The following is a 25,623-nucleotide window of genomic DNA, read 5'->3' on the forward strand; positions in this document are numbered from 1 at the left end:
CATAAATTATAAAGACAGTACAATTTTGAATTAATTATACTTTTTGAACCACGAATTTCCCCTCCTTCCAAAGGAGGGGGCCGTCCGTCAGCTGACGGACGGGGGTGGTTATATGGAAGAACAATGACAGTAAAACAACACATATTTCTTGTTGAAGACGATCTGAGTTTTGGCGCGGTGTTGAAATCGTACCTCGAAATAAACGACTACGATGTTACCTGGGTCGATGACGGAAAACATGCCCTGGAGCGCTTCAACGGCGGTGACTATCATATTTGCATCCTCGATGTGATGTTACCGAATGTGGATGGTTTTACGGTTGGATCAGAAATACGGAAGATCAACAAAGACATTCCCATGGTTTTCCTCACCGCCAAAAGCATGAAAGAGGACATTTTGAAAGGCTACAACCTGGGTGCCGACGACTACATCACCAAACCTTTCGATACCGAAGTTTTGCTGGCGAAAATTCAAGCCATTATCAAACGGCAGTCGGTAGAAACAAAATCAGAAGCTTTTGTTTTTGAAATTGGTTCGTATGTTTTTGATTCTAAACTAAGAAGTATTTCCCGAGATGGCGAAAAACAAAAACTCTCGCCTAAAGAAGCCGACTTGTTAAAATTACTTTGCCAGAATAAGAACGAATTGCTCAGCCGTGAAACTGCACTGCGAAAAATCTGGGGCGACGACGGCTACTTTACCGCCCGAAGCATGGATGTTTTTATTACTAAACTCCGGAAGTACCTGAAAGACGATCCGAACATCGAAATCAGAAACATACATGGAACTGGTTTTTTGCTGGAAGTGAAATAATTATCTATTCTGAAAGGTTTTCTCTGAGGTTACAATACTCAAATACTTCAAGCGGATTTCTGAGCAGAGTTTCATCGTAATGTCCGAGTTTATAAAAATAAGGTTCTGTTTTCCTGGCCATCAATTCCATCTCCTGCGCCTTTTCATTTTCACCCCACCTTCTGTAAATATTTGACAATGACATATACGAAAGACATTTAGAGGGAGCATTCGGATTTGTCTCCAGAAAAGCCATAATTTTTTCGACTTTCCACTCATCAAGCGTTTCCTTTGACTCTACATTCAAATTGTGCCTGAGGGATTTAGATTCAGCAATCGGATTAAGCCATAGAAAACCTAACACATCCTGGTAATCTCCACTTATTTCCAATGCATCTTCATAGAATCCAATAGCTCTAGTAACACTATCCTTTTCTAAATAAATATCACCCAGTTGTTTTAGTAGTTTAAAATTTAAACTGTCAGTAGTAAGAAATTGTAAATAATAATCCAGTCTCGACATTTTTTTTCCTGAACCTACCTCTTCGTATTTTATCTTCAGAAATAAAAACCTGTCATTTTCTTCCAAATAATCGCGGTATTTTTTGATCTTAACAGGATCAGCTTTTGTAGAATCCATAAGACTTTGCATATAATACTTTACATAAAGCCCATGAGCTATCTCAATAGATGGTCTGACTTCAAAATCTTTTTCTAAGACATTGAATGTATTATCAATTTGATCTAATTTAACTTTTGACTGAAAATTACTCCCTAAACTAAATATTATGTCCGTCCGTAAGGAAGAATAATAATGGTTCCAGGGATCAAGTTTTATTGCCCTATCGATTGCACCAAGGGCCTGCATTCTTTTTAAAGTGTCGGTGTTGTTGATCCGCTTTCTTTCGGCGCGGTTAAATTCGATTTGTTCCGGAGACAAATGACACAGCGTTCTTGCATATTCGAAATAAACCAAAGCGTCGGTGCTATCCTTTTTAAGGTAATTCTCGAGTAAATCAGCTGCTTCTGTGGCCTCATTATTCATTCGTAAATGATAAGCATCCAAAACCACCTGATTAAGCTTTTGAGCTAAGGAAACAGGAGTTAAAAACATAGAAACGAGGATTGCAATAAACGGTAAAGTTTTCATTGTCAGCAGGTTTTTGGATATGAAGTTACAAAAATTAAGGAACTCTTTATATTATTTATATTTCCTGCAATCTGGTCGGGTCTTTAAATAAAGTGAATGTATGATTATAGTAACACCGAGGATGTCATCTTTTGAAAAGATTACTTCCTTTGCCGATAATAAACTTCGGAAGTACCTGAAAGACGATCCGAACATCGAAATCAGAAACATACATGGAACTGGTTTTTTGCTGGAGGACAAAAATTAAACTTATTCGCCCACATTATCTGGGATAAGGTTTGAATACTTAAAAATCTCATTTGGATGCCTCAAGAGCATCTCCTCATAAAAGCCAAGTTCATAAAAATAAGGATCAGACTCCCGGGCAGCCAAATCCATTTTCCGTGCCTGCTCTTCTTCTCCTGTTTTTTTATAACTATTCGACAAAGACATATATGCCAGACACCTGATTGGCGCATCTGGTCCTGTTTCAAGGAAGGCAGTTAATTTCTCCCTTCTCCATTCTTCATAAAACTTTTGTGCATCCGATAGTGGCCGTGCACTTCTCATTGAACGGGATTCTCCCAGGGGACTTCGCCATAACTCCCCAAGAGCCTCCTGGTAATCGCCACAAATATTTAATGCCTTTTCATAAAATCCTATTCCCAATTCAATACTGTCAACTAAAAAACTTTGGTACCCTAATTCCTTTAAAAGTTTTACATTTAAACTGTCGGTTACAAGAAACTGCTTATAATATGCCAGGTGCTTCATATTTCTGTTCTGTTCGTCTTCCCATTTTATTTGCTTTAAATATTCGAACCGATCGTTACTTTTTATGTATTCCTTGAATTTTTGCATTTTCATCGGATCCACTTCCAATGTCCCCATCAAGCTATCTAATAGATATTTACCATAAAGAGCGCTAGCCAGTTCGACAGACGGAACAAGCTCAAAGTTGTCTTCGATAAATGAAAAAATTGAATCTTCTTCACGAGAAGGTTTTTCCGGCAGCATCAAAAAAATACTTCCCCTTAATTGATGAAAACAATGATTGTTACGATCAATAGATATGGCTTTATCGATCATTCTTAAAGCAGCTTCTCTTGTTAAGGTATCTGTTATATAACCAGGATTTCTTAATCTCGGATTGAAATCAATTCGTGAAGGAGACAAATGACACAAAGCCCTGGCATATTCAAAATAAACCATGGCATTTGAGGAATCTTTTTCGATGTACTTTCTTAGCATGTCAGCGGCCTCATCGGCGTTGCCATTCATCCTTATTTCATAAGCATCCAAAACCACCTGATTAAGCTTTTGAGCTAAGGAATCAGGAGTTAAAAACATAGAAACGAGGATTGCAATAAACGGTAAAGTTTTCATTGTCAGTAGGTTTTTGGATATGAAGTTACAAAAATTAAGGAACTCTTTATATTATTTACATTTCCTGCAATCTGGTCGGGTCTTAAAAAAAAGTGAATGTATGATTTTAGTAACACCGAGGATGTCATCTTTTGAAAAGATGACATCCTTACTAAGAGTTGTATGCATTTTTATTTCCTGCATTCACATCGTATCTTTAGCAAAAAACAGGATATGATTTTAGAGAACCGAATAGCCGTAATTACGGGTGCAGGAAAAGGAATCGGCCGGGCAGTTGCAAACGGACTGGCAAGATTAAATTTTCAAACCGTATTAATCGGGCGCAATCTGATGGACCTTGAACTGGCAGCCACTGAAATTGTCAATACCGGAGGTCTGGCACCCTGCATTTTTCAACTTGATATTACCGACACCGGTAAAATGTGGGAAACTGTAAATGCTATATTAGCTAAACACGGCCGGATTGACGTACTGGTGAACAATGCCGGTATTTATTTCGATGGTACCTTGGAGCTTTCCGAGTTCGATTTCCAGGCGATGATAACGACCAATCTCACTGCCCAGTTTAATCTCACGAAAGTCATTGTTCCGGTAATGCAGGAACAGGGAATGGGCTATATTTTTAATGTAGTTTCGCGATCGGGGAAAGTTGGTTTTGCCGGAAGTGGCGGATACAGCGCCTCAAAATTCGGGATGCTGGGATTGAGCGAGTCCTTGTACCGCGAACTCACTCCACAGGGAATTAAAGTTACTGCTCTGTGCCCGGGTTGGGTAAACACCAAAATGGCTTACGATGCCGGTACTCCTCTGGCTGCCGAAGAAATGATAGAGCCCGAAGACCTTTTCAAAACCATAAAATGGTTACTCGAACTTTCACCTGCGGCCTGTGTTAAAGAGGTGGTCATTGAATCGAAACTTAGCATTAGCTAATTTGGGCGCTCAGCTCTTTGATCGTTAAAAACAATAAGCAATTTACATCGAATGAAATACCTGGTTCTTCTTTCGCTTACCGTACTTTTGAATGTTTTTGCCAACGCACAAACCAAAGTAATTCTGCTGGGTACCGGAACTCCAAATCCCGATCCCGATCATGCAGGAAGCAGTGTTGCCATCCTTGTAAACGATAATGCCTATCTGGTTGATTTTGGTGCAGGCCTTGTACGGAATGCAGCAAGAATGACACCGCAATACGGTGGAGAATTTCCGCAACTGGAAGCTAAAAACCTAAAGCTCGCTTTTCTTACCCACCTGCACTCCGACCATACCATCGGCCTGCCCGATCTATTGCTGACTCCCTGGGTTCTGGAGCGCGATGTGCCGCTTGAATTGTACGGGCCGGTTGGGACAAAACATTTGGCCGACAACATTGTGGAAGCTTACAAGGCCGATATAGATTACAGGTTGAATGGTTTGGAACCTGCCAATGAAACAGGTTGGAAAGTTAACACCCACGAATTTGAAGAGGACGGGATTATTTATGTTGATTCGCTGGTAAAAGTTGAGGCTTTCCATGTAGAGCACGGCAGCTGGATCAACGCCTTTGGGTTTCGATTTACTACCCCCGATAAAACCATCGTACTTTCGGGCGACACGCGACCTTGCGAGAATATACTGAACTACTCGAAAGGTGCCGATATTCTTGTTCACGAAGTATATTCGTATCACCGCTGGACCAAACGAAATGAATTCTGGAAAAAATACCACGCTGCCAACCATACTTCCTCACTCGAACTTGGCGAACTTGCAGCCAAAACAAAACCCGGCAAACTGGTGCTGTATCACCTGCTTTCCTGGGGCGATACCGAAGAAGATCTCCTAAATGAAATAGCAACAAAATATGATGGTGAAGTGATTGTGGGGCACGACTGTATGGTAATTGAATAAAACCCGGTTCAAAGTTTTACAAACTCGACCTCAACCGAGTTTTTCCCGACCTTAAATTTCTTTTAAAACGCTCAGCACCATTTCGCGCCTGAGCCGGGCGATGCTTACGGTAGATCCGTCGTTCATTTTTATGTAACCGCCGTCGGTTTTGATGTAGGATTTTACCTCGTTGAGGTTAATCAGGTGGGATTGGTGAACACGCAAAAAGTTATATTCAGAAAGCAATTCGTCAAACTCTTTTAAGGCTTTGCAAACCAGGAATTTTTCTCCGGAAATCAGGTAAACATGACTGTAGTTCCCTTCTCCCTGAATCCGCAAAATCCGGTCAACTTCAACAAACTCCATTTTATCAGATAAAGGCAGTACAATACGCTTCTTTGATGCAGAAAAGTTATCGAGCAACACCTGCATTCTTTTGTTATCAAATTTCTCCTTCCGGCGCTCTTCAAAAAGGGAAACAGCTTTCACCAATTCTTTTATGTTTACCGGTTTTAAGATATAATCTAGCGCACAAAATTTTATGGCTTTAAGCGCGTATTGATCAAATGCGGTTACAAAAATTACCTCAAAGTTTTTTACCGGGAGCATTTCAAGCAAATCGAATCCGGTTCCTTCGATAAGTTCAATATCCAAAAAAATAAGTTCCGGCTTTTGCTGCACGATGGTTTCAACCGCAGAATGAATGTTGTCGATGCAAGCTAAAACCTCCACCTGCGGGCAATACCTTGCCAAAAGATTACGCAGGTTTTCACTGTTTCCGGGTTCGTCGTCAACCAATATGGTTCTTATTTTATTCATATTCAAGATTTCTTAGTCTAAACAGGAATTTCAATCCTTACCAGTGTTCCCTTTTCATTCATTTTGTTCCGGTCAATAATTTCGAAAGTAAGCTTTTCGGTTGTTTGTGAGTTCACAATTTTTATACGCTCTTCCAACATTTTTATGGCTTTGCCGTTTCCGTTTCGTTGTTCCGAGCGTTTCGAAATCCCCATTCCGTTATCCGTAATTTCACAGCAAATCTTATGATCTGTTTTGGTGAATGCTACTTTTATTTCTCCGCCTTTTTGAGGTGCAATGCCGTGTATAACAGCATTCTCAACAAAAGGCTGAATCAGCATTCCGGGTATTTCTTCTTCCTCCGGATGGATGTCCGGATCAATTATAATTTCAAACTCAAATGGAATCCGGAGCTTTTCCAGTTCCAGGTACGATTTAATCAACTTCATTTCTTCTTCGAGCGGTACCAGTTGTTTTTCGGAGTTGTTCAAAACAAGCCGCATCATTTCAGCAAATTCCGAAAGATAAATGTTCGACGCTTCAATCTTGCTTTTATTCACCAGGTTTTGGATGGAATTCAGCGCGTTAAACATAAAATGCGGATTCATCTGCGAACGTATGGCGCGTAATTCCAATTCCGAAAGTTTCCGTTTGGCAGCTTCACGCTTAGAGATTTTTTGCGTACGAACCCGAATGATCAACCAGGTTAAAAAGCCAAAACAAACCAGACTGACAAGAATAAAGAGTAAAAGCCGACGTGTATCGGCTTTTAATTTTGGTTGATTAAGCGATTCGAAATAATCGTCTAATATTTTAGGTAATTGAGTCCGGGCATTTATAAAAGGACTGGCAAAGTTATTATCAAGTATATTTAAGTTTTTATCCAAAAACAAAGTTCTTCGCTTGTTATTAAGTTGAAGTAATTTTAGTTGCTTGATTTTATCTTCGGGAAGATAAATGTAGGTTACGTCAACTGATTTTTTACCATTGTATTCTTCAAATTTTCCTTTAGATGACTCCGGGCGAATAACTGTTATATTTATTTTGTCGATTCTGTTGTCAAGTCTGATAAGGTCTTCTAATTGCCTTATTTGCCCTTCAATTGTTTGATAAAAACTATACTCATAAACATTAATATCAAGAATTTGTAACTCACCACTTTTTAATTCAACCTCACCTTTTTCAAAATCATAAAATGAAGTCACTGGAATTGGATTTCCTTTTTGGAGGGTTTCAATACCTGAATACAATTTTTTTAGATCATCCTTAAATTTAGGGTGAATTGGGAACTGCAAAAAATCATTATAATTTTTTTGGATAATTTGGACATCTCCATTAAGCAATGCATCACGGATAACAGAATAAATCGCTTGATACATTGGGTATCCTTTGTACATAATTTTTGCAAATTGAATGTTTTCATCATAATTTTTATCGTTATAAACTCCCCCAATTTGTTTTTTTAAAGTTTTGAGTTTTAATATCCTGTTTTCTGTGGAAAACAGATAGTAATTTGGTAGCAATTCAGAGTTAAAACTTAATAAAGGAATTGAATCGATTTGAGCAAAAAAATCACGATCTTGCCTACGGCTAATCATACTAAGTACTTTCATAAAACCAACCTTATAAGTCGAATCCTCTTTTAAGAATTGAAGACATTCCGTAGATAATTTGCCATCAAATTCTTTTAAATATTTGTTGTACAAATTTTTGGTATCTCTCGAAAACTGCCAGAAATAGGGTTGGTAATCATATGGAGGGAAAGAGGCATAATATTTTAATATGAATTCCATGTCGTCCGCTCCGAAACCTGTTATTTTGGGAAATTTTTTCCCTTTCTCCCATTTAAAATCAACCTGCATACCAGGCCGAATTAAAAGTGAATATTTTCGTTTGCCATTAAAAGTTAAATAGGCAAAAACGTGCTCATTCAAATCTATCTCTATATTGAATTTACCATTCTCAATTAAAACCGAAGTATCTTTTTTTAGTAAGGGTGTAAAAATATCAAGTTTAACTTCACCTATATAGTCTGTATTTTCAATATTCCCCCGAATTCTTGTATTATTCAAATTCGGAAAATTATAGATGAAACAGATATTATCTGGGAATACAAAAGGAATACCCAAATTTACATCTGCAAGAAAAGGTTGTCTTTGTCCTTCAATTTGTATATATACAATGTTACTATCTTTTTTAACAACCTGAGAATCGAATGTATCATTAATTATGCTATCGGAAGTTGAAATTTGTATGTTGGTTTTCCATCGTTTCCCTATTTTTTCTGGAGCAAATGATAAAACGTTGGTAAAAAGTGTTGAAGAATAATTAATGAGTTTTGGACCTAATAATCCATAAAGGTTAATACTCAGGTTAATGCCATAATCATTACCAAATATATCATTTGAAATATTGTGGACGGGTATTGACAAAATTTCATTGGTGAATTCATTCTTTGTAATACTTCCCTTACCATTCTCACATAGGTACTCCATCGATTTACCAATAATCTCTTCCAAAAACTCATAATCGATATCTTTTTCAAAAATTGGATAATCAGAGTCATTAAAAAGAACCACGGTATCTGCTCCCAGAGATAATCGACTCTGAACCTTAAACCTTTCTAAAGTATATTTAAGTTTTATTACTGAATCGCTTATCTCTAGACATTGGACTTTCCAATCTGTAACTGCTTTTAGTTTCTTTAAGGTAGCTATATTCTTAACATTCAGGGTATCAAAGAACATCAAGTTTTCTATATCTGTATCAAGATTAAAAACCATATTCCAACTATCCCCCTTTTTTATTTTTGGAGAAAGGTCAATCTTCTCATCCGCGTTACCTGCGGTTAAATAAGAAGTCTGAAACAGAATACAAATAAGAAACAGTAATAAGTTGATTTTCTTCATTGCGTTAAAATTAGTAGATTATTGAAATTTTACGCTTCAAATATCCAAACAGGAATCCGGAAGAAATGAGTTGAATGGAGATTGGGTGAGTTTCGGTGTAAATTTGGTAGGTAGCGGAACTAGTCAATGTTACAAAACTGTTCTTACATTCCTTTCAGCTTATCCAGCACCATTTCGCGCCTGAGCCGGGCGATGCTTACGGTAGATCCGTCGTTCATTTTTATGTAACCGCCGTCGGTTTTGATGTAGGATTTTACCTCGTTGAGGTTAATCAGGTGGGATTGGTGAACACGCAAAAAATTGTAATCGCTCAGCAATTCATCAAACTCTTTAAGTGTTTTCGAAGCAATGATTTTCTCTCCGGTTTTCAGGAAAAAATTGGTGTAATTACCGTCGCCTTCGCAGCGGACAATCGAGGAAACCTCAACAAATTCAATTTTATCAGATAGTGGAATGGCTATTTTGGGTGAGCTCAACTTGTTTTTCTGATTATTGAGCATTGTTTTCATTCGAAGGTTATCACTTTTCTCAACCAGGCGTTTCTCCACTTTGTCAACCGCCTGTGTAAGTTCCAGCAAATCTATGGGTTTAAGCAGATAGTCGAGGGCGCAGAATTTTACCGCTTTAATTCCATAATGGTCGAATGCTGTTACAAAAATTACTTCAAAATTAATTTGTTCCAAACTTTCCAGCATCGAGAAGCCGTTGCCTCCGGGCATTTCAATATCCAGAAAAATCAAATCGGGTTGAAGTTCGCTTATTGCTTTTCTTCCTTCTATGGCAGAACTACATAACGCAACCAGTTCTACATTCTTACAGTATTCATCTAGAATTTTTGCAAGGTTTTCGCGATTGCTTTTTTCGTCTTCTACTATAATGGCTCGTATCTTCATTATTCAACAGGAATTATAAGGGTAACTTTTGTTCCGCTCTTGCCTTCCGACAAATTTCGGTTTTGCACTTCCAGCTTCATACGGGTTTTTAATTGTTCGCTCAGCAAATTAACTCTCTTTTCGGCAAACTTCATGGCCAACCCGTTTCCGTTTCCAGTTTTCTCCGGATCGATTCCCACTCCATCGTCGGTGATCGAGCACACCAGATTCGACCCTACTTTCGAAATTTCCACTTCAATATTCCCCTCCCCTTTGGGAGTAATGCCGTGTATAACGGCGTTCTCCACAAAGGGTTGCAAAAGCATTCCGGGGATTTCTTCGGTTTCGGGATTAACAGCATCTACCAGCTTAATATTGTATCGAAAATCTATCCGCAGCTTTTCAAGTTCCAGGTATAAACGAATTAATTCCAGCTCGTCGGCAAGGCTCACCAGTTTCTTGTTCGAGCTGCTTAATACCATCCGCATGAGTTTGGCAAAGCGCGATAAATACAGGTTTGCCTTTTCGGTTTGACTGTGGTTCATCAGGTTTTGGATCGATCCCATCGCATTAAAAATAAAATGCGGGTTCATTTGCGAACGTATCGCTTTCAGTTCCAGCTCAGAAAGTTTTCTGCGGGCTGCTTCTCTCTTTTTAATGCGCCGGCCGTTAATTTTGATAATAATCCAGGCAACAAGCGAGCTTCCCAATAAGGTAATTAGTGCACCTAAAGTCATAGCCTTTCTTCCTTCGTGCGATTTGGACTGGTTTTGGGCTTCGAAGTATTTGTCAAGAATTTCAGAAAAATTATGCCCTGAATAAGGTCTGATTCTTCCAATATTATTATTGATGATCTTAAAGTCTTTATCCAGTAAAAGTACCCGACGACCTTCAACCATTTTGAACGAACTCAATGTTGTGATATCATCTTCAGACAAATAAATATGTGCGAAATTCACAGTGTCATTACTGGGAGTTTCAACCATCTTGCCTTTTGCAAAATCGGGTCGAATAACTACATAATTAATTTTTTCAATTCGATCATCCTTTGCTATTATTCTTGTCAATTCTTCCGCTTCTTCTTTGTGCTGAGGATTCTGGGCAGAAAAAGATTCATTCAAATCTACTATGCAAAACTCACCCTTGGGAAGCTTTTGAGTTTTTCCATCGATATCCACGATTTCATAAACCGGAAATGCATTCCCGGGTTTCAGGGGTTCCATTTCATCAATTTCTTTCTTTAAGTCATTTTTTAACGACGAGCTGCAGGGAAGATTATAGAAGTCCTCTAATTCCTTTTGGATTAATGCAGTATTCCCTTTAATGATTTCCGATTTCAATATGTCGTATACTGAGAAGTAATAAGGGTAGCCGATGTATTGAATACCGGCAAAAAGAATGTTTTCTGCAAATCTGTCACGACCATATCCTCTGCTCTTTCCACTTAGAAATTTAGTCTGCTCTAACTTAAGATATTCGCAAATAAAAACATGATACGCTTCTGAACACAAACTGATGTCCCCGTTAATCTGCAAAGTATCAAGGTAGGTCTGAAAATATTCCTTATTCTCATTTAAACGATTAAAATCTTTTGGAATAAATAAAGGGTAATTGGTGTATTGTTCAAACCTAATCTTGTCAAGTGCAGACACAAACCAGGAAGCTTTGCGAAAATCTCTTTCATCAGTTATATAATTTCTACAGTTAACCGAAATGGTGGAACCGTAAGTAGAAAGAATACTATCAATCCTTTCTGTAAAGTCACCCCATTTTTTAATAATTCTTCCCTTTGGATAATCATTGGTTGCATAATCGAAATAGAAAGGTTTTTTAAAAATCTCTTCCACACAATTAATATCTTCGGCACCAAAACCTTTTGCCAGCATTTTTCCCTCATCCCATTGCACATTTACATTCATCATTGGAGTAAGAAAAATATTGGATTGAACTTTCTTAAATCTGACCTTGGCTAAAACAGGTTCTTTTAAATCCAAATCAATATTGAATTTCCCATTCACCACCTCAAGTTTTCGCGCTTCATATCCAGTGGGATACTTTATCTCGAACAATGCTTCCCCATTCAGTTCATCATTAAAGTATCCCTCAACATGTGTATTCGGATTTGACAAGTTATACGAGTAACTTCTTATGACCGAAAAATTATCTAAAAAAGCCGGCCATCCAGTCTCACGATCAATAAGCAGTTCATTTTCCGAGTCCTCGTACCTGACCTTTATTAAAACATTATTTGAATTTGTTTCTACTAACTCATAATCCAGTTCAACCGATTTACCCTTGGGAGTATCTCCGGCAATGCGAAATGCCGAATTCCATCTGTCACCAATATTAACCGGTGATTCCGGTAGCGCATTTCTCCACTGAATCATTAAAAGCCATAATGATGCTGAAGCAACACTTGCATATTCATTACTTGAAAAACTCACAAATTGGTTTTTAGCGGCTTTTCTGTTTTGAAAGGTAAAACTTGGAAAACTAATGTTGTTCCCGTTAAAATCATTATTTGTTCTAATAATTGTTGAATCAGTATTCCAGGGTATCTCAATGTCAATAATTTTCCCGATAATCTCATCAATTTTACTAATATCTTCCTGGTTCAGCGTTAAAGGATAATCTGTATCGTTATAAACTAAATATTCCAAATTGTCACTCTTGAGTCTCGACTCTTCAATAATCCTTTTTAACTCGAACCGTAGAATCAATTTGTCAATATCTGAGCTTAAACAAGAAACATCCCATTCATATTTTAATTTGGAATCTTGCATTCCCATAAAATTGTTTGGTAACCAGTTTGAAAGGCCATCCTTTAAGTCAAAATTCCAATGGGTATTTTGTCCACCTAGCTCTACAACCATATTCCAGCTGTGCCCTTTTTGTAATTTGGGTGTGATATCAACTTTTCCTTCGTGATTGGAAGCATTAACATTATTCGATTGTAGAATTAAGCAAAAGATTAAAAGGAGCAGGCTGATTTTTTTCATCGCATTAAATTTAGTGTTTAACATTATTTATGCGACAAAAATGCCTTCACTTCCTGATAAAAAAGGAAGTGAATTAGTATTTGGCAAGTTTGGACTAGTATCCGGGAAATATTAATTCTGAAATATCTATTCGTAATCCTGTACAATGACTCCGGCTAAACGCAGCAGCGAAGTTTGTGCATCGATAAAATAATAAATGGCCTGTAATTCACCTTGTGCAGCATTCAGATAAATCTGTTGTACATCACGGAAATTAAAGGAATTGATGGCACCTGATTCAAATTTTTCGCGCGAGATTTGTAGATTAAGTTGTGCAGCCTGAATGTTTTCACGTGCCAGAACCAGCAATTCTTTCCGCACCTGGTAAAACTCGTACAAGTTGGCCAGTTGATTGGTCAAATCGTGTTGAATGTCGTCCATTTCCACATCAGCCAGTTCGCGATCGATCTCGGCAATTTGAACTGCGCGTTTTCGGTTACCACCGCTAAAAAGGTTCCAGCTAAGTGTAAAATTACCGTACATGGTGGCATTTTTGCTCCAGCTGGCATCGGCACTTTCGGGCTTTAAACGGGTGGTTGTTCCCGAAACACCGCCGGTAAAATCGAGGCTGGGCGAATACGCACTTTTTGCAGCAGCAATCTGATTTTCGAGCAAACGAAGGTTTATGAATTGCGACTGCAGGCTTTTGTTGTTGGCCATCATTTGAGCTTCCAGGTCGGCCAGTGTATATTCGGCCAAAACAGGTTCGAATTGTTCTGTTAATTCGTAATCGATATTTTCCTTTTCGGCCATTAAGTAGGCCAGGTTACGTTTCGAATTTTTATAGGCAACTTCCTGCAGTAGATAGCTGGCGCGGTCTTCGAGGTAAGCATTTTGGGCCTGAAGCACATCGTAAGTCACCGCCGAACCATATTCCTTTTTCTGCTGAGCCTGATCGTAACGATCGTTCGACAGGTCCATTACCACTTGCACATTGGCCAGTTTTTCTTTTTGGAGCAATACATCGTAGTAGGCAAGAATCACCGACTGAATGGTGCCTTCAACAAGAAGTGCGGTATTGTTCTTTGAGAGATTTTCCAGTTCATCGAGCCGGGTTTTGTTAATGCGAACCGAGAAACCGTCGAACAAAGTCCAGCCAAGCACTGCACCTCCGGTAAAGCGATTGTTCACATTGTCATTGCCTTCAACAATGTTGTATGAATTATTATCAGCTGCCGAAAGGGTGATGTAAGGATAGCGACCGGCCGTTCCCCAGTTATTCTGGATTTCGGCAATTTGCTGGTTCCCCTTTGCTATAATTATTCCGTAATTGTTTTCCAGTGCCTTCGAAATGGCATCGGTTAACGAAAGCGTTTGCTGCGCTCCGGCAGTTCCGAAAATAAACAGGAGTAGAACTAATATTTTAATGACTTTCATGTTCTTCGTTTTCGTGTTTTACATCAATGGTATCATCGATTTTTCGTTGCGAGTGAATCCAGGCGATTTCCAGTTCTTCGCGTTCAAATTTCTTTCCTGTCCAGGTTTCGCGAACAAACATTCGGATATCACTTAAAATGATGATTAAAGCCGGGAAGAATAACAGAATAAATAAGGTACCGAAGGCCACACCATAAACCAGTGAAATGGCCATTGGAATTAGAAACTGTGCCTGAAAACTTTTCTCGAGTACCAGCGGGAACAGCCCGAACGAGGTAGTAAGCGTTGTCAGGATAATTGGCCGTAACCTCGATTTTCCTGCCTCAACAATGGCATCTTTCACTTTCGTGCCCTCGGTAATCAGCAAATTGTATTTCGCAAGGAACACTACAGCATCGTTTACGATAACACCGGTGAGGGCTACAATTCCCCAAAGACTTAATATCGATAATGGTTTTCCGTGAATGCCATGTCCCCAAACCGCACCAAGAATGGAAATCGGGATCATGATCAAAATTATAAGCGGTTGCTCAAACGATTTGAAATTTACCATCAGGATAAAAATGATAGCCAGAAAGGCCATTGGAAACAGGAACAAAAGGTCGCCCATGTTTCGCTCACTTTCTTTCTGCTGCCCCATGTATTCAATTCTGAGTCCCGGATACAGCATCTGCAACTCAGGAATTACGTCGGCTTTAATCAGATTGAGTATTTCGGTTACCGAAGCATCCGGATCTACCAGATCGGCCTCAACCCTGATTTCGCGGCGACCATTAAACCGGTTAATATTTACCGGCCCGCGTTCCTTTTTATAATCTACCAGTTCGGTAAAAGGATATTCGCCCTGGGGAGTCACAATTTTCATGTTTTCCAGTTGACCGAGTTTTGCCCTTCCTTCAGCCGGATAACGCACCCAAATACGTATTTCATCGCGGCCAACCTGCAACCTTTGTGCCTGGCCACCATAAAATGCCTGACGGATCTGATTCGCAATGGTACTTTCGTTCAAACCAAGCATGTAAGCCTTGGGTTTCAGCTCAAGAAGAATTTCTTCTTTACCCATCGCGTTGGTATTTACAATGTCTTTTAGCTGCGGATAAGTGTGCAGTTTATCCATCAGGTAATCGCGGGCATGCTCCAACTCTTCAATATTGCGTGAAAGAAGCCCGATAGAAACAGGCGAACCAAAACGTCCGCGCGAACCTATCGTAAATTTCTCAGCTTCCGGAATTGTGCCCAGGTGTTTTCTGATTCGTTCGATAATTTCGAAGGAACTGATTCCCGTTTCTTCTGAGTTTCGCGGAGAAACATCCACATTACCGGCATGAGCACCACTTTCTGAACGGTCGAAACCCGATCCCAGATTAATAATGCTGCTCTCGATTATTGGAAGCGTGTCATTGTATTCTTCCATCATCTCGGCATTCACAACCCAAACAACGCTATCGAAACGCTGCAGGTATTCCATTGTTTTTTGCTCTCCCGAGCCCGGCGTAAATGCAATATTTATATTGAAATCATCGAATTCCATACGTGGGAAGAACGTGGTTTTAATGATCTGTCCCCCAATCAATCCCATAGTAATAATGATCATAGCTACAGGAATAGCAGCTACAATGTAACGCCATTCGATAACCAGCTTCAGTACCCCATCATAGGCATAATCGCGTAACCAGCTAAAAAACTTTTCGATGTATTTTCGTACACCCGTTGCTTTTGCGTTAAGAATCTTTCGGTTGAGAACATGTTTGTTTCCAAGGTGAGCAGGCAGAACAAAAAAGGCTTCCAAAAGCGAAACTATCAAACTGAAGATCACAATCACTGCCATTTCGTACATCATCTCCATTCGTCCCGTAATAAAAATCAACGGTGAAAATGCAAATACCGTTGTCAGAACAGAAGTGATAACAGCAGGAACTACTTCGGTTGTACCGTCTACCGCTGCCCGCATCGGACTCTTTCCTTTTTCAAAATGCTGGAAAATGTTTTCACCAATCACAATTCCATCGTCAACCAGGATACCAATTACCAGGATCATCCCGAAAAGCGACATCATGTTGATGGTAACACCCATGGCATTTACAATGATGAACATGCCCAGGAAAGATGCCGGGATTCCCCATGCTACCCACAACGAAAGTCGGGTACTAAGCATGATTCCAAGAATAAGTACAACCAGCACCAATCCTTGACCGCCATTGGTATAGAGCAGTGCCAAACGTGACTTTAAAACATCGAGATAGGAACGCGAAAGTTTCAGTTCAACACCGTAATTTTTTGAGTTAAACTGCTTAACGTAGTCTTTAATATATACATCAATCTCGTCCAAATCTTCGGTAATCAGTTTATTAACCCGAAGGTTGATCACCGGATTCCCATTTTCAATGGCCTTGTTTGGTACATCCGAAAATTTCATTTTAACCGAAGCGATATCACGAATGCGAATCACGCTGCCATCGGCATTGGCACGCAAAATAATGTTGCCAATTTTGTTCGGATCGGAACTGCGCGAACGAAGACGAATCAAAAGTTCTTCTTCCGCAGAACGTATTTGTCCGCCCGAAACATCGCGGTTATTGTTTGATATGGCATTTTGCAGATCGGTGAATGTAATGCCGTAACGCAAGAGATCTTCTTCGTGTGCTTCCACCGAAATCTCAAGCGCCGGAAAACCTGAGATTGACACCTGGCTCATAAATCCTGACGCAAGGAAATCTTCTTCCACTTGCTGGGCATAACTTTTCAGTGTCATCAGGTCAACATTTCCGGTAACTTCCATACGGGCAGCCGGAGAAGTCGTCCTTGTTTTAGCAACAATCGGCCGTTCAGCAGCAGTAGGTAAAGCTGAAATACCGTCAACGGCATTTTTTACTTCTATTAGTGCTTCATCGATATCGTAACTCGGTTCAAATTCGATGGTAACACGCGAACTGTTTTCCGATGATACCGAGTTAATCTCGTAAATTCCGGGAATAGCCCGAACGGCTTCCTCTACCCTTGAAGTGATCCCCTCCTCCATTTCAACCGGAGAAGCTCCAGGATACATTACGCTTACATTTATAATGTTCGATTCGCGCTCGGGGAAAAATGACTTTTTCATCGAGTAGAGGCTGATTCCCCCTACAATGATAAAAAAGACAAGTATCAGGTTGGCATAGAACGGGAACCGGACAAAAAGTGCAATAGGATTATTCTTCATGACTAGGCCTGTTCTTTGGTTGATTTAGCTTTTTTGCCTCCCTGCATTTCAGGTTGCTCTTCGCCAAGAATACCAACAGGTGTATTTTCTTTTACATTAATAAGCGGCTGTACAACCAGCTTTTCACCTTCTTTTAAACCATTAAAAATAAGGGTGGTTTCGGTTGTTTTAAGCACATTGATTTCACGCTTCTTTAATTTGCCGTCAATCACTACATAAACTTCGTTGGAATTAAAAACGGCATTGCGTGGGATTTCCATTGCCCTTTCGATTACCTGTCCGGGGAAACTCACATTTTTATATTCGCCCGGAAGCAGTTCATGCCCCGGTTTACTCAGTACCTGTACAAAGATGCTGCGCGATTGGGTATTTGCGTCAATAAAATTAGAAATCCGGATCACCGTTCCCGTCAAAACTTCATTACTGTTCATTTCGTGAACTTCTACTTTATCGCCAACTTTTATCCAGTTACTTTCACTGTTTGGCACAGGAACCTCGATCTCAATATTGTCGGTACGGATCATTTTTGCAATCTGTGCGCCTGTGTTCACATAGGCTCCAACCTCGTAGTTAACCTGCGAGAAAGTACCATCGAAAGGAGCGTATAAACTGTGTCGCTCTAATTTCTTTTCGTCTTGTTTAATGCCGAAATACTCGCTGTAAACACCACGGCTGGCTAAAAATATTTTTAGTTTTTCGTTGCTAACCTCAGGAAAATCAGGAAGATCCTTATTCAGATCGATCTGTCGGAAAAAACTTTCGTAAGTTTCAAGAGCATCCGGGAAATCAACTTTCAAGTCGGGAAGCAGCGAGATCATCGTGGTCAGGAAACTACTCTTCCGGGCTTTTAAAGCCAGTTCTACTTCATCTTTATAAATTTCAGCCAGTAATTGACCTTGCTCGAATTTTGTGCCTTTCTTCAGGCGCACGGTTCCGGGCTCAATCTTCCCGGCAGCCTCTGCCACCAGAACAACTTCGCTCCCCGAACTGGCACGGCCTTCATGTGTTAAAGGTGAGACTACATCGTCATATTTCACTGTTTCAGCTTTTACAAAGCGTTTCAGGTCCTGCCCGGGTTTGGTAGGCGGTTCGGGTTTCATCGAAACAAATAATTCAGAAAGCGCTGCTGAACCACCCAACAACACGATGAGGGCAACAACAATAAAAGTAATTTTTCTCCAACTCATGGTTCAATCTTCTTAGGTTACTTCGAACTTAATTTCAAAACAGATCGCAAAAATCAACAAAAAATCTTAACACAACTACAATTATTGTGTTAAAACTACATTTTGCACCGCGAACGTTATTATTCATGGTACTTCTGACGTTACAAAGACAATTGTTTCAGGCGAAGGTTTAACGCTCAAATTAATTTTAAAAATTGGAAGCGGCTCAATTTCAAAATACACAAGGTATTAATTTGAATTATTGTGCATTTGCATAAAAGAAATGCTAACTTTGCACGCTTGTTTGCAGAAAACAGAATAGATGCAAGTACTTGAATTTGATACCGTTATAATAGGCAGTGGATTAGCTGGCTTGTCGGCAGCTTATAAAGCTGCCAATTTTGGCACGGTTGCAATTGTTACCAAATCGCAACTCGACACCAGCAATTCGTACTATGCGCAGGGAGGAATAGCCGCAGCAATCGCTCAGGATGATTCGCCTTTGCAACACCTACGCGACACCATGGTTAGCGGACGCGGAATCTGCGATCGAGATGCTGTGGAGATACTCGTAAACGAAGGTAAAGAACGGGTGCTGGAATTGATCGATGAAGGGATGGCCTTCGATAAAGAAAACGATGATTTTGTACTTGGTCTTGAAGGAGGGCACAGCAAACGCCGTATTCTGCATGCCGGCGGCGATGCAACCGGGAAAGAGCTTACCTGCTTTAAACTGGGCCTCGTAAAAGAAAAAGCAAATGTTCAGGCATTCGAATATGTAGCTGCCATTCGTTTATTACAAAACGATCAGTGTATACAAGGTGTTCAAACCTATGATTTCAAAACAAAGGAAAACATCATTTTTAAGTCGAAAGCCGTAATTCTGGCTACAGGAGGTTTGTCACGCATTTTTGAACGTTCGACAAATCCGCACACGGCCACCGGCGATGGAATTGCTTTGGCGTATGCAGCCGGAGCACAGATTGCCGATCTGGAATTTATTCAGTTCCACCCGTCGGCACTTTATGTTCCCGGCAAAGATGCTTACCTGATCAGTGAAGCGGTACGTGGAGAAGGAGCCTGGTTGTTGAACCACGAAGGCGAACGTTTTATGAAAGACATTCACCCACTGGCAGAACTGGCACCCCGCGATGTGGTGGCTTACAGCATTTTTCGACAGATACAGAAATCGGGCAAAAAACACATTTTCCTGTCGCTAAAACACCTCGATAAAGACAAGATCCGTAAACGTTTCAGCAACATCGACAAGCACCTGAAAGAATACGGATTTAATATGACCGAAGACCTGCTGCCCATTTCACCGGCAGCGCATTATATGGTGGGCGGAGTGCATACCAACCTGGATGCTGAAACCAATATTTCGGGATTGTTTGCCTGTGGCGAAGTAGCTTCAACGGGTGTAATGGGCGCCAACCGACTGGCAAGTAATTCATTGCTCGAATGCCTGGTTTTTGGTAAACGTGCCAGTGAAAAAGCTGCCAAACAAAATACACCCGACTTCGAGCTTTCAATTCCGGAACCGGTTTATGTGGACAGCGAAAATGAACAACTCTTTCTGCAATACCAGAACGAAATGGCCCTGATGATGGCCGAAAATCTGGGCATTGTCAGAAATAAACCATCGCTGCAGAAGGCTCTTGATCGTTTTACAGAAATTGAAGCTTCATTCGAGCCGGAAGTGAACGAATACAACCTCATAAAAATCAGGAATACAGCAACTATCTGTAAACTAATTGCACAAGCTGCTTTGATAAGGGAAGAAAGCCGAGGCGGTCATATCCGTGAAGATTTTCAAAAAGAAAATCCTGATTTTAAAGTGCATATACTTCAACAAAAAGGAAAAAATTATCAATTAGAAACCGTTAGAGAATAAGGTTATGATGGATCAAAAAACACTGAAGTCGGCCGAAGTACTTTTCGACCTGGCTTACGCAGAAGATATCGGGGATGGGGATATAACCACAAATAACCTCATTAATCCAAACGAGACAAGAACCGCACAATTTGTTGCAAAAGCAGAAGGTGTGGTCGCCGGATTACCTGTTGCCGAAATGGTTTTCAGAAAATTTGACGAGAACCTAAAGTGGAAGGAAATGATTCCCGATGGCAGCGAAGTTAAACCGGGCGATATCATTGCTGAATTCAAAGGAAATTACAGGGCACTTTTAACCGGCGAACGCAAAGCGCTGAACTTTCTGCAACGTTTATCGGGCATTGCAAGTTACGCTCACCTTTGTATGAAAGAAATTGAAGGAACCAAGGTTGAAATTCTTGATACCCGGAAAACACTGCCGGGCTACCGTCACCTCGATAAATACGCAGTTCGTATGGGAGGAGCTTCGAACCACCGTTTTGGACTTTACGATATGGTAATGATTAAGGACAACCACATTCAGGTTGCCGGCGGAATTACTGCAGCTGTTGAAGCCATTCGAAAAAGGGTTCCGAAAAGCATTAAAATAGAGGTGGAAACAACCAATATTGAACAGGTAAAAGAAGCACTTGCTGCTGATGTGGATATTATTATGCTCGACAATATGAGTTCTTCGCTGATGAAAGAATGCGTTGACATTATTAATAAGCGGGCGAAAATTGAAGCCTCGGGCAATATGACGATCAAACGTATTCGCAAGGTGGCACACACAGGCGTTGACTACATTTCTATTGGGGCATTAACACATTCGGTAAAAGCCCTCGATATCAGCCAAAGAATCATTGATTAATGAATTTGGTAATCGACATAGGAAATACACGAACCAAATTTTCGGTTTTTAACCGGGGAGAAGTGCTGATTACTGTTCCGGTGGAAGAATTCAACGCTTCGCACATTGGGGTATTGAAACGAGAGTACGACGAACTCGATCATGTGATTCTTTCGGCGGTAAAAGACTACCCTCAGGAATTGCGCGATGCCCTGAAGCAGGAATTCGACACCTTTATTGAACTGGAGGCAGGTACACCTTTACCCATCGAAAACTGTTACGAAACAAAACATACCCTGGGGAAAGACAGGATTGCTGCCGTTGTTGGCGCTTTCGATCTTTACCCGGAAACGAATGTACTGGTTATTGATGCCGGTACAGCAATAACTTATGATATACTTACTGCCGAAGGAAAATACCTTGGCGGGAACATATCGCCGGGAATTGAAATGCGTTTTAGGGCGCTGCATCAGTTTACCGGGAAGTTACCATTGACCGAACGTGCCGATTACAGCAAACTGTTTGGCACCTCAACCGCCAACGCAATAAGAGCAGGAGTACAGAACGGAACTGTGTACGAGGTAGATAGTACCATCTCGGCTTTTAAAGAATTTTATGATAATTTAAAAGTTATTATAACCGGAGGCGATGCTGAATTTTTTGATAACAAATTAAAAAATTCTTTCTTTGTACACTTTAATTTAACCAGCTTGGGTTTAAACCGCATTCTAGAATATAATGGGGAGATATAGTAGAGTAATTTTTTTGATCGCCGGGATCATTCTTTTCCCGGCTATGTTATTTGCGCAATTCAACAATAACACAACCTCGCCATATTCGAGATATGGTTTAGGCGACCTTAATTCCTATAGCTTTGGGCGTACAACAGCTATGGGTGGAGCAACGCTGGCAAGCCGCTATGACTTACAGATCAACGGAGCCAACCCGGCATCGTATTCTGCAATCGATTCACTCAACTTTTTGTTCGAGTTTGGCTTGCAGGGTAATTTCTCAAAGTACAAATCAAATATCAGTAGCGCCACATCGAACGATATAAACTTCAATTACTTTGCCATGGCATTCAGGATTAATGATTGGATGGCCACCAGTATAGCATTGTACCCCTATTCGAGTGTAGGCTATAATGTGCAGGCAGGCGAAGAACTTGAGAACTCGGTGGAATACTTAACTACTTACTATGGAGAAGGAACTATTTCGGATGCAGTTTGGGGTTTGGCCATTCAACCATCGAAATACTTTTCGCTGGGGATGAACCTGAATTACCGTTTCGGAAACCTCAGCCGTAACTCCGAACTCAACTTTTCCGGTGCCGACTTGTACCTGCTCCAAAGGTATTCAAGACTCAGATTAAGAGACTTTGGGCTTGAACTGGGAGCACAGGCGATTCTGCCCCTGAAAAACGACAAGCAACTTGTACTTGGTGCAGTGCTCGAGAATAAACCAAAATATACAGCACTTGCTTCCGACATTGTTATGAAGAATATTTATTATTCTCAATCATCTGATCTGGATACATTGTTTTTCCAGGAAGAAGAAAAGGCAGAACTTGTTTTCCCAACCACCATTGGTCTTGGTTTATCGTTCTCAAAAAAGAACGTTTACGAGATAAATGTTGACTATTACCACCAAGGCTGGAGCGATGCGCTCTTTTTGGGTGAAAAAAGTGAATTTTTGGCAGATTTAAATAAATTTGCAATCGGCGCTGAATGGATTCCGGATAAATTCTCCATTCGAAGTGCATTTAAGCGTGTTGCTTATCGGGCAGGATTTAATTACGAACAAACGTATCATTCTTTCGATGGACACCAAATAAACAGTTTTGGCATAACTTTTGGACTGGGTCTTCCTGTATATCGTTCAAACTCAACCATAAACATTTCTGCTGAGTTTGGAAGACGAGGGACAACAGATTTCAACCTGATTCGTGAGGATTACGCAAAAGTTAATTTGAGCGCTAATTTGCACGACTTGTGGTTTATTCAGCGAAAGATCGATTAAAATTATAGAAAAAATAAAACTATTATGAAAGCTTTATTACGCATAACACTCCTGATTGCTGCAATTGTTTCAGCCGGCGTTACAGTTGCCCAGGCACAAAGAGTGCTTACCGGAACCGTTTATATGGATGGAGAACCGGCTGCCGGAGTAACCGTTGAAGTACATAAAGGAGGTACTATGACAACCAGCTTTGACGGAAAGTATGAAGTTGCAGTCGATCCAAAATCAAAATGGATCAAATTTACTCCTCTGGCAACCGGAGAATCAGTAAGAGAAGACATTGAAAACATTGAAGGTGATGTTTTTGATATTGCTGTAACCGGAGAACTCCCTTCCGCTTCTGGAGCAGCTGATGTAGGCGCCGGTGGCGTAAACCTGAAATCCTTGGAAGAACTGATCAAAGAACAGAATCAGGACTTCATGAATGAATGGTCGTTGTACACCGAATTTTACAAACAGGGCGATTACAAATCGGCCATGCCTCACTGGAAAAAATTATTAAAAACATATCCGAAGTCAACTACGAACCTCTATATCCAGGGTGCAAAAATGTACGAAGATATGATCGAAAAGGCACCTACCGCAGAGGCACGCAAAAAACTGCTCGACGAGTACATGAAACTGCACGACACCCGTATTAAATACTTCGGACAGGAAGGTTTTGTTTTGGGCAGAAAAGGAACTGCCTGGTTGAAATACAAACTTAACGCCGATGACGACGAAACTCCGGATACTGAAGAGTTGAAAAAAATTCACAAAACCGGTTACGAATTACTGAGTAAATCAGTAGAACTGCAAGGTAACGAAACTGAACCACCGGTATTGGTGCTGTTAATGCAAACCACAGTTGCACTGTTTCAGCTTGGTGAATTACCAAAAGAAAAAGTAGTTGAAAATTACGAAAAGTGTACCGAGATTGCCAATAACATTATTGCCACAAGCGATGATGAAAAAGAAGTTCAGATCACACAGGAACAGGTGTTACCATTCATTGAAGACCGTTTCGGAAAATCAGGCGCTGCCGACTGCGACGTATTGATCAAGATCTACAGCAGCGATTACGAAGAAAACAAAGACGATATCGACTACATCAAAAGTATGTTGCGCCGCCTGGGTAAAGCCAACTGTACCGAATCGGAACTGTTCGGAACTGCAACTGAACGTTTATACCAACTTGATCCTTCGGCAGAGGCCGCATTTAACATGGCTCGTCGATTCCTGAAAAAAGACGATATGCAAAAAGCCAGGGAATACTACCAAATGGCTATCGACCAGGAAACCGACAATACATTGAAAGCTACTTACCACTACGAAAGAGGTTTGTTGCGCTACATCAAAGACGGCAACCTGGTTGGAGCTCGTAACGATGCACGACTTGCCCTGGAACTCGACCCTGATTTGTGTGAAGCAAATAAACTTATTGCTGACGTTTATGTAGCTGCTTCTCAGAAATTTGAAGGAACTGCTCTTGAAAAATCAGCAGTGTTCTGGTTAGCTTGCGATTATTACGCAAAAGCACGACGTGGAGAAGATTGTGCAATTGAAGCTTCGGAGATGCTGGCGAAGTACAAAAAGTATTTCCCGAACAAAGAAGAAGCCTTTATGGAAGGTCTCCAGGATGGTGCTACCTATCACGTAGGAGGATGGATAAATGAAAATACAAAAGTTAGATTCTAAAATCTTACACCGTATAAAACAAATTAGTATTGCAGTTCTCTTTATGGGGGCTGCAATACTTTTCTATGCTTGCGAGAGCAACAACCTCGCCGAAATAAAAGCTTTTTCGGCCCCCGAGAACCTTCCAATCCAGGAAGCCACCAATTTTCAAACCACCTACACCGATTCCGGTAAAATCAGGTATACACTTAAAACACCCAAGCTTTTGCGCTTCGAAACCGATGGTGTTTCCTACACCGAATTTCCGCAGGGTGTGGAAATTGTAAAATACGATGCGCAGCAAAAAATTGTGTCGAGTATCCGGGCCGATTATGCCAAAGAATTCGTGAAGGAAGCAAAGTGGGAAGCCAAAAATAACGTTGTTGTAACCAATCTTGATGGCGATTCGTTGTTGACGGAACACTTGATTTGGGAAGAAAAAAATGAAAAAATCTACACCGAAGAGTTTGTAAAAATTATCAGGGAAGACCAGATTATTACCGGAGTTGGATTAACTTCGGATCAGAATATGGAAAACTGGAAGATAAAGAACGTTAAAGGCATTCTGTATGTAACCGTTAACAAGGAGCCAAAAACGACGCAGGAAAACCAGCCGCTGCAAATCGCACAACCGGAACGGCCGGATATTCCTAAGCCGCAAGATACCGATAAGGCCATCCAGTTTAAATGATCTAG

19 protein-coding genes are annotated in these 25,623 nt (G+C 40.5%); 10 read left to right on the forward strand and 9 right to left on the reverse strand.

What is annotated here, in order from left to right; translation table 11 throughout:
• The first annotated feature begins 123 nt into the window (after nt 1-123).
• Entirely contained in the window at nt 124-813 is a 690-nt protein-coding gene (locus tag HFD85_RS12545; protein WP_167610114.1) for a response regulator transcription factor, read from the forward strand.
• Between the two features lie 4 nt (nt 814-817).
• Here the strand turns inward: HFD85_RS12545 and HFD85_RS12550 are convergent, their stop codons facing one another.
• Nucleotides 818-1,942 (reverse strand): tetratricopeptide repeat protein, encoded by a 1,125-nt coding sequence (locus HFD85_RS12550; protein ID WP_167610117.1) that lies wholly within the window; start codon nt 1,940-1,942, stop codon nt 818-820.
• Nucleotides 1,943-2,042: 100 nt separating this feature from the next.
• Between HFD85_RS12550 and HFD85_RS21700 the strand changes: the two genes are divergently transcribed.
• Nucleotides 2,043-2,189, forward strand: coding sequence for a hypothetical protein (locus HFD85_RS21700; RefSeq protein ID WP_206081967.1), 147 nt, complete (start codon nt 2,043-2,045; stop codon nt 2,187-2,189).
• A 2-nt stretch (nt 2,190-2,191) separates the two neighbouring features.
• On the opposite strand, the gene HFD85_RS12560 is transcribed toward HFD85_RS21700, so the two are convergent.
• A complete protein-coding gene (locus HFD85_RS12560) occupies nt 2,192-3,307 on the reverse strand; it encodes a hypothetical protein (RefSeq protein ID WP_167610120.1) in 1,116 nt (371 codons plus the stop codon).
• Nucleotides 3,308-3,520: 213 nt separating this feature from the next.
• Here HFD85_RS12560 and HFD85_RS12565 point away from each other — a divergent pair, with 213 nt between their 5' ends.
• Nucleotides 3,521-4,237 (forward strand): SDR family oxidoreductase, encoded by a 717-nt coding sequence (locus HFD85_RS12565; protein ID WP_167610123.1) that lies wholly within the window; start codon nt 3,521-3,523, stop codon nt 4,235-4,237.
• A gap of 51 nt (nt 4,238-4,288) precedes the next feature.
• Nucleotides 4,289-5,191 carry an MBL fold metallo-hydrolase gene (locus HFD85_RS12570; protein ID WP_167610126.1) on the forward strand — a complete coding sequence of 301 codons (903 nt, stop codon included), beginning with the start codon at nt 4,289-4,291 and terminating at the stop codon, nt 5,189-5,191.
• Between the two features lie 51 nt (nt 5,192-5,242).
• Here HFD85_RS12570 and HFD85_RS12575 read toward each other — a convergent pair whose 3' ends face one another.
• From HFD85_RS12575 to HFD85_RS12605, 7 genes are all read right to left on the reverse strand, one after another.
• Complete coding sequence (locus tag HFD85_RS12575; RefSeq protein WP_167610129.1) at nt 5,243-5,989, reverse strand: LytR/AlgR family response regulator transcription factor; 747 nt, start codon at nt 5,987-5,989, stop codon at nt 5,243-5,245.
• Between the two features lie 17 nt (nt 5,990-6,006).
• On the reverse strand, nt 6,007-8,877 hold the full coding sequence (locus HFD85_RS12580; RefSeq protein WP_167610132.1) for a histidine kinase: 2,871 nt from the start codon (nt 8,875-8,877) through the stop codon (nt 6,007-6,009).
• A 143-nt stretch (nt 8,878-9,020) separates the two neighbouring features.
• Nucleotides 9,021-9,770 carry a LytR/AlgR family response regulator transcription factor gene (locus tag HFD85_RS12585; protein ID WP_167610134.1) on the reverse strand — a complete coding sequence of 250 codons (750 nt, stop codon included), beginning with the start codon at nt 9,768-9,770 and terminating at the stop codon, nt 9,021-9,023.
• Complete coding sequence (locus tag HFD85_RS12590; protein WP_167610137.1) at nt 9,770-12,409, reverse strand: sensor histidine kinase; 2,640 nt, start codon at nt 12,407-12,409, stop codon at nt 9,770-9,772. Before HFD85_RS12590 ends, HFD85_RS12585 begins: the two co-directional genes overlap by 1 nt.
• 465 nt (nt 12,410-12,874) lie before the next feature.
• Nucleotides 12,875-14,164, reverse strand: a complete 1,290-nt coding sequence (locus tag HFD85_RS12595; RefSeq protein WP_167610140.1) for a TolC family protein — start codon at nt 14,162-14,164, stop codon at nt 12,875-12,877.
• On the reverse strand, nt 14,151-17,363 hold the full coding sequence (locus HFD85_RS12600; RefSeq protein ID WP_167610143.1) for an efflux RND transporter permease subunit: 3,213 nt from the start codon (nt 17,361-17,363) through the stop codon (nt 14,151-14,153). The genes HFD85_RS12595 and HFD85_RS12600 overlap by 14 nt, the downstream gene beginning before the upstream one ends.
• 2 nt (nt 17,364-17,365) lie before the next feature.
• Nucleotides 17,366-18,550, reverse strand: a complete 1,185-nt coding sequence (locus HFD85_RS12605; protein WP_167610146.1) for an efflux RND transporter periplasmic adaptor subunit — start codon at nt 18,548-18,550, stop codon at nt 17,366-17,368.
• 301 nt (nt 18,551-18,851) lie between these two features.
• On the opposite strand from HFD85_RS12605, the gene nadB reads away from it, so the two are divergent.
• Genes nadB through lptC form a run of 6 tightly spaced genes read left to right on the forward strand, consistent with a single transcriptional unit; the run spans nt 18,852 to nt 25,618 of the window.
• Nucleotides 18,852-20,423, forward strand: a complete 1,572-nt coding sequence (nadB, locus tag HFD85_RS12610) for an L-aspartate oxidase (RefSeq protein WP_167610149.1) — start codon at nt 18,852-18,854, stop codon at nt 20,421-20,423.
• Between the two features lie 4 nt (nt 20,424-20,427).
• Entirely contained in the window at nt 20,428-21,273 is an 846-nt protein-coding gene (gene nadC, locus HFD85_RS12615; protein ID WP_167610151.1) for a carboxylating nicotinate-nucleotide diphosphorylase, read from the forward strand.
• Nucleotides 21,273-22,004: a type III pantothenate kinase gene (locus tag HFD85_RS12620; protein WP_167610153.1), complete on the forward strand. Its 732-nt coding sequence runs from the start codon at nt 21,273-21,275 to the stop codon at nt 22,002-22,004. The genes nadC and HFD85_RS12620 overlap by 1 nt, the downstream gene beginning before the upstream one ends.
• Nucleotides 21,991-23,271, forward strand: coding sequence for a BamG family beta-barrel-assembly machinery protein (gene bamG, locus HFD85_RS12625; RefSeq protein ID WP_167610155.1), 1,281 nt, complete (start codon nt 21,991-21,993; stop codon nt 23,269-23,271). The genes HFD85_RS12620 and bamG overlap by 14 nt, the downstream gene beginning before the upstream one ends.
• 24 nt (nt 23,272-23,295) lie before the next feature.
• A complete protein-coding gene (locus HFD85_RS12630; RefSeq protein ID WP_167610157.1) occupies nt 23,296-24,948 on the forward strand; it encodes a tetratricopeptide repeat protein in 1,653 nt (550 codons plus the stop codon).
• On the forward strand, nt 24,923-25,618 hold the full coding sequence (gene lptC / locus HFD85_RS12635; RefSeq protein ID WP_277345454.1) for an LPS export ABC transporter periplasmic protein LptC: 696 nt from the start codon (nt 24,923-24,925) through the stop codon (nt 25,616-25,618). The genes HFD85_RS12630 and lptC overlap by 26 nt, the downstream gene beginning before the upstream one ends.
• The last annotated feature ends 5 nt before the right edge of the window (nt 25,619-25,623 follow it).

It is taken from the genome of Maribellus sediminis (genome assembly GCF_011799805.1).
GTDB lineage: Bacteria > Bacteroidota > Bacteroidia > Bacteroidales > Prolixibacteraceae > Draconibacterium > Draconibacterium sediminis_A.

What these genes read in the sequence shown, in the direction of transcription:
- HFD85_RS12545 (WP_167610114.1), top strand. Translation starts at nt 124, where the DNA reads ATGACAGTAAAACAACACATATTTCTTGTTGAAGACGATCTGAGTTTT.
- HFD85_RS12550 (WP_167610117.1), bottom strand. Translation starts at nt 1,942, where the DNA reads ATGAAAACTTTACCGTTTATTGCAATCCTCGTTTCTATGTTTTTAACT.
- HFD85_RS21700 (WP_206081967.1), top strand. Translation starts at nt 2,043, where the DNA reads ATGATTATAGTAACACCGAGGATGTCATCTTTTGAAAAGATTACTTCC.
- HFD85_RS12560 (WP_167610120.1), bottom strand. Translation starts at nt 3,307, where the DNA reads ATGAAAACTTTACCGTTTATTGCAATCCTCGTTTCTATGTTTTTAACT.
- HFD85_RS12565 (WP_167610123.1), top strand. Translation starts at nt 3,521, where the DNA reads ATGATTTTAGAGAACCGAATAGCCGTAATTACGGGTGCAGGAAAAGGA.
- HFD85_RS12570 (WP_167610126.1), top strand. Translation starts at nt 4,289, where the DNA reads ATGAAATACCTGGTTCTTCTTTCGCTTACCGTACTTTTGAATGTTTTT.
- HFD85_RS12575 (WP_167610129.1), bottom strand. Translation starts at nt 5,989, where the DNA reads ATGAATAAAATAAGAACCATATTGGTTGACGACGAACCCGGAAACAGT.
- HFD85_RS12580 (WP_167610132.1), bottom strand. Translation starts at nt 8,877, where the DNA reads ATGAAGAAAATCAACTTATTACTGTTTCTTATTTGTATTCTGTTTCAG.
- HFD85_RS12585 (WP_167610134.1), bottom strand. Translation starts at nt 9,770, where the DNA reads ATGAAGATACGAGCCATTATAGTAGAAGACGAAAAAAGCAATCGCGAA.
- HFD85_RS12595 (WP_167610140.1), bottom strand. Translation starts at nt 14,164, where the DNA reads ATGAAAGTCATTAAAATATTAGTTCTACTCCTGTTTATTTTCGGAACT.
- HFD85_RS12600 (WP_167610143.1), bottom strand. Translation starts at nt 17,363, where the DNA reads ATGAAGAATAATCCTATTGCACTTTTTGTCCGGTTCCCGTTCTATGCC.
- HFD85_RS12605 (WP_167610146.1), bottom strand. Translation starts at nt 18,550, where the DNA reads ATGAGTTGGAGAAAAATTACTTTTATTGTTGTTGCCCTCATCGTGTTG.
- nadB (WP_167610149.1), top strand. Translation starts at nt 18,852, where the DNA reads ATGCAAGTACTTGAATTTGATACCGTTATAATAGGCAGTGGATTAGCT.
- nadC (WP_167610151.1), top strand. Translation starts at nt 20,428, where the DNA reads ATGATGGATCAAAAAACACTGAAGTCGGCCGAAGTACTTTTCGACCTG.
- HFD85_RS12620 (WP_167610153.1), top strand. Translation starts at nt 21,273, where the DNA reads ATGAATTTGGTAATCGACATAGGAAATACACGAACCAAATTTTCGGTT.
- bamG (WP_167610155.1), top strand. Translation starts at nt 21,991, where the DNA reads ATGGGGAGATATAGTAGAGTAATTTTTTTGATCGCCGGGATCATTCTT.
- HFD85_RS12630 (WP_167610157.1), top strand. Translation starts at nt 23,296, where the DNA reads ATGAAAGCTTTATTACGCATAACACTCCTGATTGCTGCAATTGTTTCA.
- lptC (WP_277345454.1), top strand. Translation starts at nt 24,923, where the DNA reads ATGAAAATACAAAAGTTAGATTCTAAAATCTTACACCGTATAAAACAA.